18 protein-coding genes are annotated in these 15,251 nt (G+C 59.6%); all 18 read left to right on the top strand.

Translation table 11 applies throughout. The features are described 5' to 3' along the window. Positions 1-313: 313 nt before the first annotated feature. Genes ASE00_RS09860 through ASE00_RS09775 form a run of 18 tightly spaced genes read left to right on the top strand, consistent with a single transcriptional unit; the run spans position 314 to position 14,839 of the window. Positions 314-622, top strand: a complete 309-nt coding sequence (locus ASE00_RS09860) for a hypothetical protein (protein ID WP_056379785.1) — start codon at positions 314-316, stop codon at positions 620-622. Between the two features lie 59 nt (positions 623-681). Continuing rightward, the gene (locus tag ASE00_RS09855; RefSeq protein WP_004213198.1) at positions 682-1,005 is read left to right on the top strand and encodes a hypothetical protein; all 324 of its coding nucleotides are present in this window, start codon (positions 682-684) and stop codon (positions 1,003-1,005) included. 14 nt (positions 1,006-1,019) lie between these two features. Further along, on the top strand, positions 1,020-1,685 hold the full coding sequence (locus ASE00_RS09850) for a lytic transglycosylase domain-containing protein (protein WP_056379784.1): 666 nt from the start codon (positions 1,020-1,022) through the stop codon (positions 1,683-1,685). A 21-nt stretch (positions 1,686-1,706) separates the two neighbouring features. Further along, positions 1,707-2,048 carry a TrbC/VirB2 family protein gene (locus ASE00_RS09845; protein WP_056379783.1) on the top strand — a complete coding sequence of 114 codons (342 nt, stop codon included), beginning with the start codon at positions 1,707-1,709 and terminating at the stop codon, positions 2,046-2,048. 6 nt (positions 2,049-2,054) lie between these two features. Beyond that, complete coding sequence (locus tag ASE00_RS09840) at positions 2,055-2,399, top strand: type IV secretion system protein VirB3 (RefSeq protein ID WP_006949650.1); 345 nt, start codon at positions 2,055-2,057, stop codon at positions 2,397-2,399. Continuing rightward, a complete protein-coding gene (locus ASE00_RS09835) occupies positions 2,386-4,770 on the top strand; it encodes a VirB4 family type IV secretion/conjugal transfer ATPase (RefSeq protein WP_006949654.1) in 2,385 nt (794 codons plus the stop codon). The genes ASE00_RS09840 and ASE00_RS09835 overlap by 14 nt, the downstream gene beginning before the upstream one ends. A gap of 13 nt (positions 4,771-4,783) precedes the next feature. Beyond that, on the top strand, positions 4,784-5,497 hold the full coding sequence (locus ASE00_RS09830; protein WP_021223006.1) for a type IV secretion system protein: 714 nt from the start codon (positions 4,784-4,786) through the stop codon (positions 5,495-5,497). 2 nt (positions 5,498-5,499) lie between these two features. Continuing rightward, positions 5,500-5,805: a hypothetical protein gene (locus tag ASE00_RS09825; protein WP_056379782.1), complete on the top strand. Its 306-nt coding sequence runs from the start codon at positions 5,500-5,502 to the stop codon at positions 5,803-5,805. A 40-nt stretch (positions 5,806-5,845) separates the two neighbouring features. After that, positions 5,846-6,862, top strand: coding sequence for a type IV secretion system protein (locus ASE00_RS09820; protein ID WP_056379780.1), 1,017 nt, complete (start codon positions 5,846-5,848; stop codon positions 6,860-6,862). A gap of 10 nt (positions 6,863-6,872) precedes the next feature. Next, positions 6,873-7,193 (top strand): hypothetical protein, encoded by a 321-nt coding sequence (locus ASE00_RS09815; protein ID WP_056379789.1) that lies wholly within the window; start codon positions 6,873-6,875, stop codon positions 7,191-7,193. Between the two features lie 9 nt (positions 7,194-7,202). Then, the gene (locus ASE00_RS09810) at positions 7,203-7,886 is read left to right on the top strand and encodes a virB8 family protein (RefSeq protein WP_004213217.1); all 684 of its coding nucleotides are present in this window, start codon (positions 7,203-7,205) and stop codon (positions 7,884-7,886) included. Further along, positions 7,883-8,725 (top strand): TrbG/VirB9 family P-type conjugative transfer protein, encoded by an 843-nt coding sequence (locus ASE00_RS09805; protein ID WP_021223056.1) that lies wholly within the window; start codon positions 7,883-7,885, stop codon positions 8,723-8,725. The genes ASE00_RS09810 and ASE00_RS09805 overlap by 4 nt, the downstream gene beginning before the upstream one ends. A gap of 1 nt (position 8,726) precedes the next feature. After that, positions 8,727-9,995, top strand: a complete 1,269-nt coding sequence (gene virB10, locus ASE00_RS09800; protein WP_056379778.1) for a type IV secretion system protein VirB10 — start codon at positions 8,727-8,729, stop codon at positions 9,993-9,995. Continuing rightward, positions 9,992-10,984 (top strand): P-type DNA transfer ATPase VirB11, encoded by a 993-nt coding sequence (gene virB11, locus ASE00_RS09795; RefSeq protein WP_056379775.1) that lies wholly within the window; start codon positions 9,992-9,994, stop codon positions 10,982-10,984. Before virB10 ends, virB11 begins: the two co-directional genes overlap by 4 nt. Next, complete coding sequence (locus ASE00_RS09790; RefSeq protein WP_056379774.1) at positions 10,962-12,863, top strand: type IV secretory system conjugative DNA transfer family protein; 1,902 nt, start codon at positions 10,962-10,964, stop codon at positions 12,861-12,863. Before virB11 ends, ASE00_RS09790 begins: the two co-directional genes overlap by 23 nt. Beyond that, positions 12,853-14,061, top strand: a complete 1,209-nt coding sequence (locus tag ASE00_RS09785) for an LPD7 domain-containing protein (protein ID WP_159832024.1) — start codon at positions 12,853-12,855, stop codon at positions 14,059-14,061. Before ASE00_RS09790 ends, ASE00_RS09785 begins: the two co-directional genes overlap by 11 nt. A 38-nt stretch (positions 14,062-14,099) precedes the next feature. Beyond that, a complete protein-coding gene (locus tag ASE00_RS09780; protein WP_056379772.1) occupies positions 14,100-14,549 on the top strand; it encodes a hypothetical protein in 450 nt (149 codons plus the stop codon). Positions 14,550-14,608: 59 nt separating this feature from the next. Beyond that, a complete protein-coding gene (locus tag ASE00_RS09775) occupies positions 14,609-14,839 on the top strand; it encodes a hypothetical protein (protein WP_056379769.1) in 231 nt (76 codons plus the stop codon). Positions 14,840-15,251 lie beyond the last annotated feature (412 nt).

The following is a 15,251-nucleotide window of genomic DNA, read 5'->3' as shown; positions in this document are numbered from 1 at the left end:
CTGGCTAAAATATATAGAGAATGGTGCGGCAAAATCCGGGACTGGCGAGCCAATGGCCACCTATGATTTTACGTGGATGTGGCAAGAGCTGGGGCTGATTGACTTCCGCCGTTGACCGCCCTCACATCGCCGTTCTGGTATTGTTCGGGTTTAGCGTTGTCTGGCGTACCATCCACGCGATGCCCTCTTATAAGCGTGCGCGCACATTTCATGGCGTTTATGTGCGCGCACGGCAAGAGACGACAAGCCGGGTTGCCCTCGCCGTCAAAGCGAGGATAGACATATCCTAATCGGTAAAAGGGAATAAATCACGATGCCGCATAGCGACGATTGGCAGTATGATCCGATCCTTGAGCGCGAACTAACCACCCGCCGCCCCGCTGGGGGATTGATCCAAGCGGTCGAGATTGCGCAGCTGCCGTCGAGTGAATGGATCATCAATGTCAAAGTATCGTGGCGTGGCGATAAGTGGCTGAATGTCTGCCTTTTCGAGCAACCGACGCTTAAAACCTACAAGCGACTGTCAAGTGCTGTGCGACATGTCGTGCTCGATTACGGATATGAGGATGACCATATCCGATTGGTCCCTGACAAACAATGTAGCAACAAAGTGGCGTTTTAGGCTTCCCTTTCCCCTTCATCGTGATATGTGCATAAATCTCGATGACGAGGGAGAAAGCGATGAAAGCTTTTAATTTCGCGCTCGCGACTGCCCTGGTGGGGGCTGCGGTGCAATCGACCCCCGCTGTAGCGTCGGACAATACCTGGGCATGTGAGGTTGTGCTGTGCATCTCCAACCCGGGTGGTCCGACGCAATATCCAGCCTGTGTTCCACCGATCACGAAACTGTGGCGCGTGCTGGCTCTCGGCGGCAGCTTCCCGACATGCACGGGCGGGGGCATCGCGAAGACCAAATACAAGAAGCCGGATGATGGGAGGCCTGGGCGCTTGACGGTCACTTGGACTGACGGGCGGCAACAGACCTACTATCAGCCGCGCAACTGACCGGGAGCGGGAGCGTGTTCCTCGAAACCGGAGCCGTTCTTGCGCTGGCGGCGCAATGCGCCCCAGCGGTATCACCGCATACGATCGCCGCGATCGTCGATGCGGAATCTTCGAACTATGTTTTTGCGATCAACGTCAACGGCGTGGCCACTCAGCCGCGCCGTCCGCGTAATGAGGCTGAGGCCATCGCAACCGCACGTTCCTATGTCGCGCGCGGCTACAGCGTGGATCTCGGCCTCGGCCAAATAAATTCACGCAACATGGGTTGGCTCGGCCTGACGTGGGACACTGTTTTCAAGCAGTGCGCCAATGTCGAAGCGGCAGGCCGTGTGCTCCTGTCCAATTTCCGTTCGGCCAAGACGGGTCGCACCCCGCAAGAGGCCCTTCGGGTCGCACTCAGCATGTATAACACAGGCTCTCAATCGAGAGGTTTCCGCAACGGCTATGTCGCCCGCGTGGAGAATGCAGGCCGGCGCGTTAGCGGTCGGCCTGCGACCGCAATCCCGACTGTCATCGTGGGCGATCAGCCCGCCAGCGCCGCCATGAGCGACACTGGCGCCGGTCGTGTGCCGGTGGAGCTGGCGGAAATCGCAGCGGAGAACATGGAGGCGGCTCCACCGCCTGCACCGCCTGCGTGGGATGTTTTCGGCCGCGCCCAACACGCGCGGATTGGTTCGTAAGGCGAAGATAGGAGTTGTCGAATGTTTCGTATCTGGAAGATCAAAGCTGAATCCCGGCTCGATGCGTTGCTCGCGCGTTTCAAGCCCTCGCCGCTCATGGCGCGCGCGCTGCCCCTGTCGCTGCTGGCAAGCCTGCTCGTAGCGGAGCCGGCTTTTGCGCAGGCAAACTTTGAAGGCCTGGCCGACAACATTCTCGGCCTGCTGAGCAACGGTTTGCTCCGCACGCTGGCGATCATTGCGATCATCGTCGTCGGCCTTTTGTGGTTCCTCGGCCGCGCTTCGGTGCAGATGCTCGTCACGGTCGTAGTTGGCGTGGTGATCGTGTTCTCCGCGCCGTGGATCGTCGACACGATTACGGGGTGATCGGGGATGGACGGTCAGGAAGAAATGACAAAAGACCCGCTGTTCTTGGCCGTCACCCGCCCCGCTTTGTGGGCGGGTGTTCCCATTGAAGCGGGCGCGCTCATCATCATGGCGGGCGCAATCACGTTGGTTGGTTCGGGCAATCCTCTCTACGGCGGCGCAGCCGCCGTCGCGCTTTATGCGATGGCGCGGCTTATCGTTCGGCATGACGTGAACGCATTCCGGCTGATCTTCCTGTGGGGCCGGACCAAAGCGGCGAACCGGAACCGCGTCTTTTGGGGTGGGTCGAGCTACACGCCGCTGCCGCTCTACGGAATCAAGCGAAAGGGATTTGGTCGTGGTGTTCGGTAAGAGCGCGCTCGCGGAGAAGGTGCCTTTTGACAAGGCCAAGCGGGAGGAAATGCCCGAGAAATTCTTGCCGTATTCGCGGCATGTCAATGAGCATGTGGTCGCCCTCGATAATGGCGATCTGATGCTCATGCTCGAACTGGATGGGCGGCCCTTCGAGACTTCGGACGTGCGCGATCTGAACGATTGGCACACGCGCCTCAACGGGGTCTGGCGCAATATCCATGACGAGCGGCTTTCGATCTGGACGCACATGCTGCGGATGCGCGTGCGCGACTATCCAGGCGGCACGTTCCGCTCCCATTTCGCCGCTAAGCTCGATCAAAAATATTATGAGCGGATGACGGCCGAACGCATGTTCCGCAACCGCTTTTTCATGACGGTCGTGATCCGCCCAACGGCAAACGCGACCGACAAGCTGATGGATTTCCTGCGCAAGAAGCAGGAGGACAAGAACGCCAATATCGCGGAAGCCCTAGAGCTGCTGGAAGACAAGGTGCGCGATCTGGAAAAGCTGCTGCTGCGCGTTCGTCCGCGCCGTGTCGGCATCTATGAGCACCGCGGCCTCCTGTTCTCCGAACCGCTGGAAATATTGAACCAGGTGATGACAGGGCGCTATCGGCGCTGCCCTCTGGTCCGTGGCCGTCTCGGCTCGGCGCTCTATGCGAGCCGCGCGATCATCGGCGCTGAGACATTTGAGGTCCGCGACGCCGATCATTCGATGTTCGGCGGCATTTTCGGTATTCGCGAGTATCCGTCATCGACAACGCCGCGCCAGTTTGAATCGCTGCTGTCGGTCGATTTCAGCCTCGCCATAACGCAGTCGTTCACGTTCCTGTCGCGCACAGCGGCAACAGAACGGTTTCGGCTTCGCCAGACCCAAATGGCGAACGCCGGTGACAAGGCGATCAGTCAGATGGATGAGCTGATCGACGCGGCCGACGATTTGCAATCGAACCGCTTCGTGCTGGGGGACCATCATTTCACGCTGACGGTGTTCGCGGAGGATTTGAAAAAGCTGCGCGATAACATGTCGATCGCGCGCGCGGCCCTGGCCGATACGGGCATGGTCGCCGCCCGCGAAAGCGCGGCGCTGGAAGCTGCCTATTGGTCGCAGCTGGTCGGCAATTTCGCGTGGAGGGCGCGCCCCGCGCCGATCACGTCATATAATTTCTCGGCGTTCTCGCCCTTCCATACCTTCCCGGCAGGGCACGAGGACGGCAATCATTGGGGGCCTGCGGTCGCCTTGCTCAAGACAAGCGCTCGCAGCCCCTATTACTTCAATTTCCATTCGGCGGACCTGGGCCATTCGATGGTCATTGGTCCATCGGGCGGCGGCAAGACGGTGCTGGTCAACTTCCTGATGGCGCAGCTCGAAAAGTTCAACGCGCGCCATATCTTCATCGACAAGGATCAGGGCGCGGAAATTTTTGTTCGAGCCAGCGGCGGCACCTATCTCGCGCTGCGCAACGGGGAGCCTACGGGCTTCGCTCCGCTCAAGGCGCTCGACAATACGGCTTCCCATCGCGCGTTCCTCGGTCGCTTCATCCGCCAGCTGGTGAAGCAAGAGGGTGCGCCGATCACGGTGCAGGAATCGCACCTGATCGACGATGGCATTGAAGCCGTGATGAAGCTGCCACGCGAGCAACGCTCGCTGTCGGCGCTGCGGACCATGCTCGGCATGTCGGATTCGGGCGGCGTCGGCGCGCGCCTGGTCAAGTGGACCTCCGAGGGGAACCTTGGCTGGGTTTTCGATAATGAGGAAGATTCCATGTCGCTCGAAGCCCGTTTCGTGGGCTTCGATATGACCGACTTCCTCGAAAACGCGGAAATCCGCACGCCGGTCATGCTCTACCTGTTCGAGCGGATAGACGCGCTCCTGACAGGCGAGCGCATGGTTATTGCGATTGACGAATTTTGGAAGGCTCTGGCCGATCCGGCGTTCACGGCATTCGCGCAGGATGGCCTCAAGACATACCGCAAGCGCAATGCCTTCCTCGTCTTTGCAACACAGTCGCCTGCGGACGCGCTGCGGTCCACGATCAGCCATTCGATCTTGGAGCAGGTCGCGACGAAAATCTTCCTGCCCAATCCGTTCGGCCAGCGCCGAGATTACATCGAAGGCTTCTCGCTGTCGGAGGCGGAATTTAAGCTGGTGCGCGAAGAGCTGTCGCCGGAAAGCCGCAAATTCCTCGTGAAGCAGGGCCATGACTCCGTTGTGGTCGGCCTGGATCTCATTGGCATGGACGATGAACTGGCCGTGCTGTCGGGGCGCGCTGAGACAACGGGCGTGGCCCGCGAAGTGATTGCCGAACTGGGCAATGATCCGAAGCTCTGGTTGCCGGAATTTCACCGGCGCCGGCGCCCAAGCTGAAAGGAGTGAGACTATGAAGCAGCTTTTCTTGGCGGCTGTGTCGATCGGGAGCCTTGCGGCCGCGACGCCAGCCAGTGCGCAGGGTATCCCTGTGTTCGATAGCACGTCCGTGCTCAAGCATATCGAACAAATCCAGAAGACCATGCAGATGATTGAGCAGGGTCGCCAGCAGATTGCGGAAGCGCAGCAGCTCTACCAAGGGCTGAACCAGCTGACCGATGTTTCCTCGATCGCCAACCAGCTCAAGACGGATTCGCTTCGCACGCTCGGCGTCGATGTGAACTCCCTCGAACGCATGGCGCGCGGCGATTTCAGCGGCGGCGGCGGCTACGGCGGCCGTTCCGATGCGATCTATCAGGACATGCTCGAACGTCTCGGCGTGTCCGCGAATGGCGATCAAACCGATGTTCGCTATCAGTCGGCGCGCTCGATCGCGATGGACAAGGCCATGGCCGAAGGGATGGGCGAAGCGGCCACATCGCGCGGCGAAGGCTTGGAAGAGCTGCGCAGTCGCCTAGCGTCGGCGTCAACGGCCAAGGAAGTTGCTGACCTACAAGCGCGCATCCAGCTCGAAAGTGCGTCGATGATGAACGACCAGCTCCGCGTCGATGCCATGGAGCGGGCGCGTCGGGCTGAGCAAGCGGCCAAAACGGCGGAAGCACTGTCCAGCTATTCCCGCGATCGTGAAGAGCAACTGGCCCGCGCACGGGCAGCGGCGGGAATGTAAGAATGCGAAAGATGGCCTTAGTAGCATTGAGCGCAGCCGGCTTAATCGCCGGCTGCCAACGCGCGCCCGCTTTTCCCGAAATCCTCATGACCTACCACGACGTGGAATGGCTCAAAGCCAATGAAGATCAAATTCCGGTGATCGTATCGGAGTGCGACAAGATCATGAACAGCGAACTCAAACAATCCGATCTTCCCATTCCCGTCGCCAAGAATTGCAGAGGCATCAAGTCCGCCATCGCGTCCATCAAATATTCCCGTGACCGAGAAGATCAGATGGCTCGCGCTCGCAAAGCGGCGGGAATGTGACAGCTCGAAGCTCAATTAAATAATAACGCGGAGCGATCTGGTGGAATACGATCTATTCACAAATGCCTATCAGGGCTTCGTCAACGAACTCAACTCTTCTGTAGTTTCAAACTACGCTGGGTTTGTTGGCTGGATCGCTGGGCCGCTCCGCACGGGAATGGTGATTTATATCATACTGCTCGGCTACGCTATCATGCGCGGTGCTGTGCAATACCCGTTCCGCGAATACGTCTATCGCTCCCTCATGCTCGCTGCACTCTATTGGGCTGTGACAAGCCTTTACGGAGCATCAATTGCACAAATGATCGTGACGGGGCTGCCTAATGAGTTTGCCTCAATCATCGGAGGCTCGCCAAATGGCGTCGGTGGGTCGTTTGATACGATGTGGGCGCGCGTCGATGTTGCGCTGATAGGGATGCAGGATGCCACCAAGGAATATGCGGAGCAGAACGCCAGCATGTGGGATTTGCAGGGGGCAGCGACTGCGATCATCCTGTGCATCGGCGCAACCATAATCATCTTGCTAACCGCTGTAGCCGCGTTGTTCGCGCTCGCGGTTGGCTTTGTGATCGTGCTCTATGCGCTGTTCGCGCTGGCCTGTCTGGCGGTGGTTGGTCCGATATTCGTCGGTGCGCTGCTGTTCGATTCCACCAGAAGCTACTTCTTCTCGTGGCTCGGTAGCGTCCTGAACTTCTTGATGCTGTCTTTGTTCGCATTGTTGCTGGTGCTTGTCGTCGCCAACGTCGCAGAATCTGCAACAGCATCCTTCGACGGTCAGTTTGAGCACGTTTGGGACACATGCGTTCGCATCATCGCCTTCTACGTCCTCGCCTGCTTCTTCTTCCTACAAATCCCCGGAATTGCGGCCTCGTTGGGCGGTGGTGCTGCTGCGATGGTGTCGCAGTTCGGTAACGCCGTGATGAGCGGTGGCGGGGCAGTGGCAACGGGCGCAGGGCACGCGGCCAGCGATGCCCGCGCCATGGGGGCCAGCATGGGACGGGGCTTCTCGTCGGCGGTTCGCCGTTGGCGCAACCGAAACACAATCACCAGAGCTTGAGGGAATGAATATGCGCAAGTTGCTTGGACTCGGAATCTGCCTGGCGCTGGCGGCCTGCGCAGGCCAGCCCGTCAAAAAACCAGCCAAATGCGAGGGGCCGATGCGGCCCGCAAATCCGCATGGGCTTACCCTTCCCTCGATCCCGGATCAGGCCGCGCAGCGAACCGCCCCGGCGAATGTGGACGTGTTCAATCAGGGCACACCGGCAACTCCGGACGCCGCCCCGGCAGACCCTGCCACTCCGGGGAATGAACAGTCGGACGCATCGCGGGCGGTCGAAGTGCCGCGTCTAAGCGCCTCGCTGCGCGGCCCGATCTACTCGAATTGCTGAGGTGTTACGATGGCAGTTGGTATTCCAAAGGACGAGCTGAAAGCCTATTTTGAAGAGGCTGCAAGCTGGGAACGTGACAAGCTTGCGGCGGCCGAGCGCTCCAAAAAGCTGGCGTGGGTCGTCGCTGGCGTTGCTGGCGCCCTCGCGACTGCTGGCGTTGTGGCCGTTGCAGCGCTGACGCCTCTGAAAACGGTCGAGCCATATGTTATTACGGTGGACCGTAACACGGGCGAGGCGTCGATCGCCGCCAAGCTCCACGGTGACGCGACGATCACCTATGACGAGGCGGTCCGTAAGTATTTCCTCGCTACCTATGTCCGCTATCGCGAAGGCTGGATAGCGGCCGCTCGCGAAGAATATTTCGATGCGGTCATGGTCATGTCGGCGCGGCCCGAACAGGATCGGTGGTCACGCTTCTACAAGACCGACAATCCCCAAAGTCCGCAAAACATCCTTGCGAACCGCACTGATGTTTTTGTCGAAATCAAGCGGGTGTCGTTCCTGGGCGGCAACGTCGCGCAGGTCTATTTCACCAAGGAATCTGTGACCGGCTCGAACTCGACCAAAACCGATGCCGTCGCGACCATCAAATACAAGGTCGATGGCACGCCGAGCAAGGAAGTGGACCGCTTCAAAAATCCGCTTGGCTATCAGGTCGAGAGCTATCGCGCTGACGTGGAGGTGCCCCAATGACCGTGTTGAAGTGGAGCGCCCCGTTTGCGCTCGCGATCGCGCTGGCTGCGTCGCCGGCGATGGCCGAAGAAACGCCCCATGCGACGGTGCTCGATCACCGGGTTCGTGAAGCGAACTACAATGATCGGCAAGTCTATGAGATTCCGGGCGTGTTCCGCATCGCCACGGAAATCGTCTTCGCCAAGGATGAAGTAGTCGAGCATGTGGCGCTGGGTGATACCGTGTCCTGGGAAGTCGCACCGGCTGCCAATTCGCTCTTCATCAAACCACGCGAGCGAGCGGGTCGCACGAACCTGACAGTCATTACACGTTCGCGCTATGGCCCGCGCAGCTATCGGTTCGCTCTGTCGCCAACGCAGCGGGGCAGCGGCTTCTATACGGTCGTTTTCCGCTATCCTGAACAGGAAGCGGCCGAAGCGCAGGCGCAAGCCGCCATGGCCCAGCTGGCCCAGCTGAAAGCCTTGGAACGCGGCGCGGTGAAGTCCGCGCTCGATATTGGCGTGCTGGAAGGCACGCGCAACGCCGATTACATCATGCAAGGATCGACGGCCATCCAGCCCTCCGAAGTGTCTGATAACGGACAGTTCACGGTGATGCGCTTCCCCAACCAGCGTGAGTTGCCGGCGTTCTTCATCGTCAATCCTGATGGATCGGAAGCCATCGCCTCCTTCGATGTGCGCGATGAATATGTGGTGCTGCACGGGGTTTACAGGACAATCCGGCTGCGCCGGGGCCTCGAAGTGCTCTGCATCCATAATCAGAAGACTGACTATTACGGGCGCGATCCCAAAACTGACACGGCCTCGGGGCTGGTCGAGCGAACCACAGGGGTTGAGTAAGATGGCTGCGAACGATCATGACAATGCGCCGCATGGCGACAACATCATTTCGCAGGGCGAGACGGTCGAAAACCGGCCCCTCGCATCGGAGCCGGTGCCCGATCCGGAAGACATTGAGCGGCAAAGCGAGCGCCAGGCCAAGATTGCCGCCCTTCCGAACAGGTCGATCGACCCCAAAAAGGCGGTCGTCCTCGCTGCGATTGCCTGCGGCGCGATCGTGCTCGGTTTCAGCACAATCGACGCGATGCGGAGCGATCCGACCGAAAAAGCCGAGAAAGCCGAAAAGCCGGATGAAAGGCAGCTCGCCAACTACGATCCCAAGTCGATCATAGCGCCAACGCTTGCCGATGCGCCAAATGATCCGAACGCGCCGGTGCCCATGACGGAAGTGCCCGCCCTTGATGGAAGCCAAGCGCCCCGCACAGCCGGGGCAAGCGGCCGCCCCCAAAAGTCTGAGGGGCAAGTCATCGCAGAGGCCCAACGCCGCGCCGGGATCATGGCTTATGGTGGCGAAAACAGCGGCGGCGTCGGTGGAGCGGTGGCAGCTGCCACCGGCCTGCCCATGGGCGGCGGCGCAGGAGCACAGGGCGCGCAGTTGATTGGTGCGTCGGCCGATGGCGATGGGCAAGGTGGATCGCGACGGACCAATCTGGAAAACATGCGCCAGACCTCGCAAATTGATCGGGTCTCGGGCCGCGACATTGGCAACCGCGATATGCTGATCCTCGCGGGTTCGTTCATTCCGTGCGTGCTGCAAACCGCGATGGATTCCAGTCAGCCCGGATATGTCAGCTGCATCATTCCCCGCGACATTTATTCGGACAACGGCCGCGTCGTTCTGCTGGAAAAGGGAACGCGCGTCCTGGGCGAATATCAAACCGGCGTCCAGCGCGGGAAATATCGTCTCTTTGCGGTATGGAACCGCGCCGTCACGCCTCGCGGCGTGGCGATCGACGTGGGTTCGCCCGCCAGCGATGCGCTTGGCCGTTCGGGCATGGCAGGCGGCGTGAAGAACTTCTTTTGGGAACGCTTCGGGGCGGCGCTGTTGTTCAGCTCGCTTAACGATGCCGCTTCGATCGCCGCCTCGGAAGTTTCCGACGCGGATAACGTCACGCGGGTTCCCAGCCAAGCGTCAGACACGATCTTGCGGGATACGATGCAGATTCAACCGGTGCTTCGTATCAATCAGGGCGCGGAAGTGGGGATCATGGTCGCGCGCGACTTCGATTTCTCCAACATCTACGGCCTGCGGCTTCGGCGCGGCCAATGAGCAATACGGCTGTCCTCGAAAACGCCTTGCTGCCGCTGCGCCCTCTGCTCGCGCGTGAGGACGTAACGGAGCTGGTGATTAACAACGCTGGCGAGGCTGCGATTGAAACGCGCGATGGGTGGTCCTGGGAGACATTGCCCGACCTCAATGAAAAGTCGCTGCTCGCGCTCGCGCGGGCAGCGGCGGCTTTCACGCATCAGGACATAAGCCAGTCCACGCCGATCTGCTCCACAATCCTCCCCAGCGGCGAGCGTGTGCAGCTGGTAGTGCCGCCTGCTGTCCCTGCCGGCACAGTCTCCATCACCATCCGCAAGCCATCATCGGTGACGTTGACGATGGAGGATTTCGAGCGCGGTGGGCTGTTTAGCGAGACAAAGATCGCAACCCGGCAAGTCTCGCCGCTCGATGTTGAATTGCGCGATCTGCTCGACGCAGGAAAGCACGTCGAATTTTTCCAAAAGGCAGTCCAGGGCCGCAAGAATATCCTGATTTCTGGCGCTACCGGCTCGGGAAAGACGACGCTCTCTAAGGGGCTGATCCAGCTCATTCCGCCGCATGAGCGTCTGCTGACGATCGAAGACACGCGCGAACTGGTGGTCCCGCATCGTAACGTGGTCCACATGCTCTATGCGAAGGACAAGCAGGGCACCGCGAAAATCTCTGCAAAGGATCTTCTGGAATCGGCCCTGCGTATGCGGCCTGACCGGATATTGTTGCAGGAGCTGCGCGACGGCACCGCGTTCTTCTATCTCCGCAACGTCAACTCGGGCCATCCTGGCTCGATCACGACGATCCATGCGGACTCGGCCGAACTCGCGTTCGAACAGCTGACATTGCTGGTCAAGGAAAGCGAGGGCGGCGCCGATCTGGCCCGTGACGACATTCGCAGCCTGCTCAAGCTGCTGGTTGATGTGGTCGTGCAGACCAAGAAGGTCGAAGGCCGCTTTCGCGTGACGGAGATATATTTTGATCCAGAAAACAGGCTCTAACAGGCTCGCACTGGCCCTCGTCCTCCTTCCGATCACACTCCTGCTGATCGGCCTGCTGACCGGCACGGTGGCGTGGTTCTTTCTCAAGATGCCCGCCGCGGCTTATGATCCGCTCAAGCTCCCCGGCTTCTTCTGGTATTACCGCCATGATCCTGTCGTGACCGAAGCGCTCTGGCGAGGGGCGGTCATTGGCGTGCCGCTGCCGGTGTTGCTTATGGCGATCGTCCTGCGGCCGAAAAAGAACCTTCACGGTGAAGCCCGCTTCGCGCGCGAAGGTGAAATCCGCAAGGCGGGCCTTCGCGCGAAAAAGGGCATTGTGCTCGGCCGCGTCCGCAACCGCTTCCTCATGGTGGGCAAGATGGAGCATGTATTGCTCGAAGCGCCTACCGGATCGGGCAAGGGCGTCGGCATCGTCATCCCCAATCTGTTGCAATGGCCGGATTCGGTTGTCGTGCTCGATATTAAGCGCGAGAACTATGAAATCACGGCGGGTTTCCGCCGCAAGGGCGGCCAAAAGGTTGTGCTGTTCAACCCTACGGACAGAGAAGGCCGCACGGCCCGCTACAACCCGCTTAGCTACATCAACAGGGCCGATCCAATTGAGGTCCTGGTCGAATTGCAGAAGATCGCGACGATGCTCTTCGTGCCCCCGGAGAAGGGCGAGGCATTCTGGACGGAATCAGCCCGCACGGCCTTTGTCGGCATTGCATCGTGGATCGCGGCCAAGCCTGAACGTCCCTTCTCGTTTGGCGAGATATACCGGACCATCACGATGCCGGGGATGAAGGCATTCTTCGCCAAGGAAGCTGGCGATAGCGCGCTATCGGAAGGGTGCCGCGCCGCGTTGAGCGATTTTACGTCCAGCGCGGACAACACATTCACCGGCATTATCCAGACCGTCACCTCGAAGCTCAATCTCTGGATCAATCCCATTGTCGATCGCGCGACGGCCGAAAGCGACTTTTCCCTGACGGACCTGCGCCGCATCCCGACCTCGATCTATCTCGGCGTCTCGCCGGATGAACTCGATAGGGTCGCGCCGCTCTACAATTTGTTTTTTCAGCAGCTGATCGACCTCAACACCCGGCAACTGCCCGACGATAGCGAAAAGCTGTCCGTGCTGCTCATTCTGGACGAATTTGCGCGGCTCGGCCGCGCCCAGGTCATTGCAAATGCGTTCTCCTATGTGCGCGGCTATGGGCTTCGTCTGCTCCCGGTCATCCAGTCCCGGTCCCAACTGCGGAATGTCTATGGTGAGCATGGCGCGGACGAAATCGTATCGAACTGCGGTGTCGAAATTGCCTTCACGCCGAAGGAGCTGCGGGTCGCAAAGGAACTGTCGGAACGCCTCGGCTTTCTCGGTCAGGATGCGGAAAGCCGGTCCCTGACGATACATGGATTGCTCGCCAATCGAAGCAAGACGATCTCGGAACAGCGCCGCGCGTTGATGCTCCCGCAAGAGCTGATGCAGCTGCCCGAAGACGATATTCTCGTCATCCGTGGCGGTATCCCCGTCATTCGCGGGAAGAAAATCCGCTATTTCAAGGATTCGGTTTTCCGCTCGCGCCTGACGACTGCCCCGGCAGTGCCGGCGCTGCCCAAGCCGGTCGTGCCGATCGCGCCCGTCGATGATCTGAGCGATGAAGAGCTGGCGGCTTTCAACGATTATTCCGCACTGGCCGATGACCAGGTGCAGGACATTCCCGAAGACGTTCTCGCCCTCGATCGCGACATGCCGAACCTCACGGTGAAGGACGGCAGCATGGCTTTCGATGAAATCGACTTCGACGACATTATTGGTCCCGATCCGACGAAAGAGGAATGGGAAGGTCAGCGCCGGGATCTAGTTCTAAGTGAAGGAGAAGAATATGGCCGATAATGGTGAACAGGCGCCCGCAAAATCAGCTGATGCACCGGCCAAGGCGTCGGATAAAGCCGACGCGCGCCTTTTTACGGTCAGCGACACGCGAGGCGCTAAGGTATTCCAGACCTTCCCCGAAGCCATTCAGGCGTTCGCAAAATCAAATATCCACGGCGATGTGGCACTTGATATGAAAGTCGGTGACAAGCGCGTGCAGCTGGCTTGGACGTCCTGGGAGAATGATGGGTCCAACGCCGTGCCGGGCTACTACAGCCCCTCCGTCAAATCCTACCTCCAGTCGGCGGACAAGGCCACGCCCGATCAGCTGCGCGAAAAGCTGGCGGCCGCACAGAAAGATATTGATAACTGGCCGAAGAAGCCCAAGCGTGAAGCGGCGCCCTCCCCCTCGGCCGACAAGACGCTCAACATTCATGAGGGCGCTCGCGCAAAATCCGGCCCGGAAGAAATGGCCGCACCTTCGCGCGCCGATCAGGCGGCAACGTCGAAACCCCAAGCCAAACAGGTTGACGATAAAGCCTTGGCGCTACCGGCCCAGCTCGAACGAAAATATCTGCGCGTAGGCGACGATCTGTTTCGAAGCGGTCGCGATGAAAAGCCCGATATGTCGATCAAGGGACAAGATGGCATCCGCATCAACAAGGACCATGCGATTGGCGATGCGGTCGCCATTGCGAAGCATAATGGCTGGCAGTCGATCCGTGTTCATGGCAGCGATGATTTCAAGAAGGCGGTCTATCTGGAAGCTGCCCGCGCCGGTGTCGCCGTCAAAGACTTCGAGCCTTCTCCCCAGCTGAAACTTGAGGGAGAGAGATTGGCGGCGCGTGACAAGGCGCGCGAAGCTCAAGACCCTACGAAAAGAGCGAGCATGGCAAAGCAAGACCCTACCGAGTCTCGCGCGGCGGCCGAACAATTCCGCCGTAACTCCCACCGCGAGAATGCGACCGATCCGCAATTCAAGGCCGCGCAATCGCACGTCCTGGCGGCCTCAATCGAAGCTAAGACGCGCTTTCCCAAAAAGGAGGATCAGGCGCGCTACGTCGAGAACGCGAAGGAAACGGTGGCCAAGCGGATTGAGAACGGCGGACCGATCCCTGCGGCACGTTTCGAGCAACAGCGCCAGAATGAGGCTACCCGCATAGCCCGCGAGGATTTGACGCTTCGCCAGCAGGAAAGAAAGCCGTCCCGCTCGCGCTAGATGCATGGCTCGTGCCTTTTGGAAATGGGAGCCGCACGATGAACATTCCCCGGCCTGATCCAGTGGCGTCGAGAGACGTGTCAGATCTCGATCGTCACATTGAAACCTTGCTTCGCGTGATTCATTCCAGAAACCTCGCTTGGTCTGATCTAAGCGAAGTGGGTAAACAGATGGACCGCCCTCTGACGGACGTTGAGCAATTGCTTACAAATGTGGGCGACGACGCCCATGAAATCACCCTTGCTACCGAGACGATCATAACAGCCCTCAAGCTGCAACGTGATGCGCTCGCGATCCAAAGCTCTCGCCGTAGAACACGCTTCGGCTCGATGCTCCTGCTCATGATCCCCGTGTTCTTCGTAGGTTTGATGATTGGGACATCTTACGGGATAGATGAAGGTCGGGCGCGGGAGCGTGAAGCCTTAAAGTATCCGGTGCTACCCCAGCTGTCCGTAGATCGTGACAGGCTCAAAACTGACGGAAGGTAGAGCGGTGGCAGCTGCCACCGCTCGCGATCTCTTGATGGGCTATGGCCTCATGAGGCACGATGAAGAAATCTGACAGGGCAAAGAAACATACCGCCAAGGTAATCGAGGCGGCTGCACGCGCCCATGAAGCTCTCGATTATTTCAACGGCAACGTCACAAATCCGTTCGATGAGCTAACATGGCCCAGCATTGCCGAAGGATATCTTCTAGTCGCGCAGAAGGCGGTATCAGACGCCTTGATCGCCTTGGAACGTGCAAACAGCGTTGGTTGGACCAAGCACGGCAAGTAGCTAGAGTCGGATGCGACCAAGTTGAATCGGCGAGGATTCCCATCGGGCTGATTTTCTGATTCAGAGTGCTGGCTGGGACGGAGGCCGGCATGGGATGGGNTCTAGAGTCGGATGCGACCAAGTTGAATCGGCGAGGATTCCCATCGGGCTGATTTTCTGATTCAGAGTGCTGGCTGGGACGGAGGCCGGCATGGGATGGGCAAGCCTTATTCAGATGATCTGCGCGACCGTGTCGTTGCGGCGATGGCGGCGGGGAGGAGCTGCCGTGACGTTGGGGCGGCGTTCGCCATCGCGCCGAGCACGGCGGGCAACTGGGGGTCACTACACGAAAGTGCATTTTACGTACGCTAAGAGAGAACCTCTCGTGAACGCGGGCATGCGCCATCATGCGGCCAAGAGCGATGAAGGCGTG

Origin of the sequence: Sphingomonas sp. Root710, from assembly GCF_001429065.1 — a bacterium.
Taxonomy (GTDB): Bacteria; Pseudomonadota; Alphaproteobacteria; order Sphingomonadales; family Sphingomonadaceae; genus Rhizorhabdus.
Note: the sequence above shows the minus strand (reverse complement) of the source record. Positions and strands in the feature narration are given on the sequence as shown.

Excerpts from the sequence above, each read along its gene's own strand:
- ASE00_RS09805 (WP_021223056.1), top strand. The coding sequence starts at position 7,883 with ATGACCGTGTTGAAGTGGAGCGCCCCGTTTGCGCTCGCGATCGCGCTG.
- ASE00_RS09860 (WP_056379785.1), top strand. The coding sequence starts at position 314 with ATGCCGCATAGCGACGATTGGCAGTATGATCCGATCCTTGAGCGCGAA.
- ASE00_RS09825 (WP_056379782.1), top strand. The coding sequence starts at position 5,500 with ATGCGAAAGATGGCCTTAGTAGCATTGAGCGCAGCCGGCTTAATCGCC.
- ASE00_RS09815 (WP_056379789.1), top strand. The coding sequence starts at position 6,873 with ATGCGCAAGTTGCTTGGACTCGGAATCTGCCTGGCGCTGGCGGCCTGC.
- ASE00_RS09830 (WP_021223006.1), top strand. The coding sequence starts at position 4,784 with ATGAAGCAGCTTTTCTTGGCGGCTGTGTCGATCGGGAGCCTTGCGGCC.
- ASE00_RS09855 (WP_004213198.1), top strand. The coding sequence starts at position 682 with ATGAAAGCTTTTAATTTCGCGCTCGCGACTGCCCTGGTGGGGGCTGCG.
- ASE00_RS09780 (WP_056379772.1), top strand. The coding sequence starts at position 14,100 with ATGAACATTCCCCGGCCTGATCCAGTGGCGTCGAGAGACGTGTCAGAT.
- ASE00_RS09785 (WP_159832024.1), top strand. The coding sequence starts at position 12,853 with ATGGCCGATAATGGTGAACAGGCGCCCGCAAAATCAGCTGATGCACCG.
- ASE00_RS09810 (WP_004213217.1), top strand. The coding sequence starts at position 7,203 with ATGGCAGTTGGTATTCCAAAGGACGAGCTGAAAGCCTATTTTGAAGAG.
- virB11 (WP_056379775.1), top strand. The coding sequence starts at position 9,992 with ATGAGCAATACGGCTGTCCTCGAAAACGCCTTGCTGCCGCTGCGCCCT.
- virB10 (WP_056379778.1), top strand. The coding sequence starts at position 8,727 with ATGGCTGCGAACGATCATGACAATGCGCCGCATGGCGACAACATCATT.
- ASE00_RS09775 (WP_056379769.1), top strand. The coding sequence starts at position 14,609 with ATGAAGAAATCTGACAGGGCAAAGAAACATACCGCCAAGGTAATCGAG.
- ASE00_RS09840 (WP_006949650.1), top strand. The coding sequence starts at position 2,055 with ATGGACGGTCAGGAAGAAATGACAAAAGACCCGCTGTTCTTGGCCGTC.
- ASE00_RS09845 (WP_056379783.1), top strand. The coding sequence starts at position 1,707 with ATGTTTCGTATCTGGAAGATCAAAGCTGAATCCCGGCTCGATGCGTTG.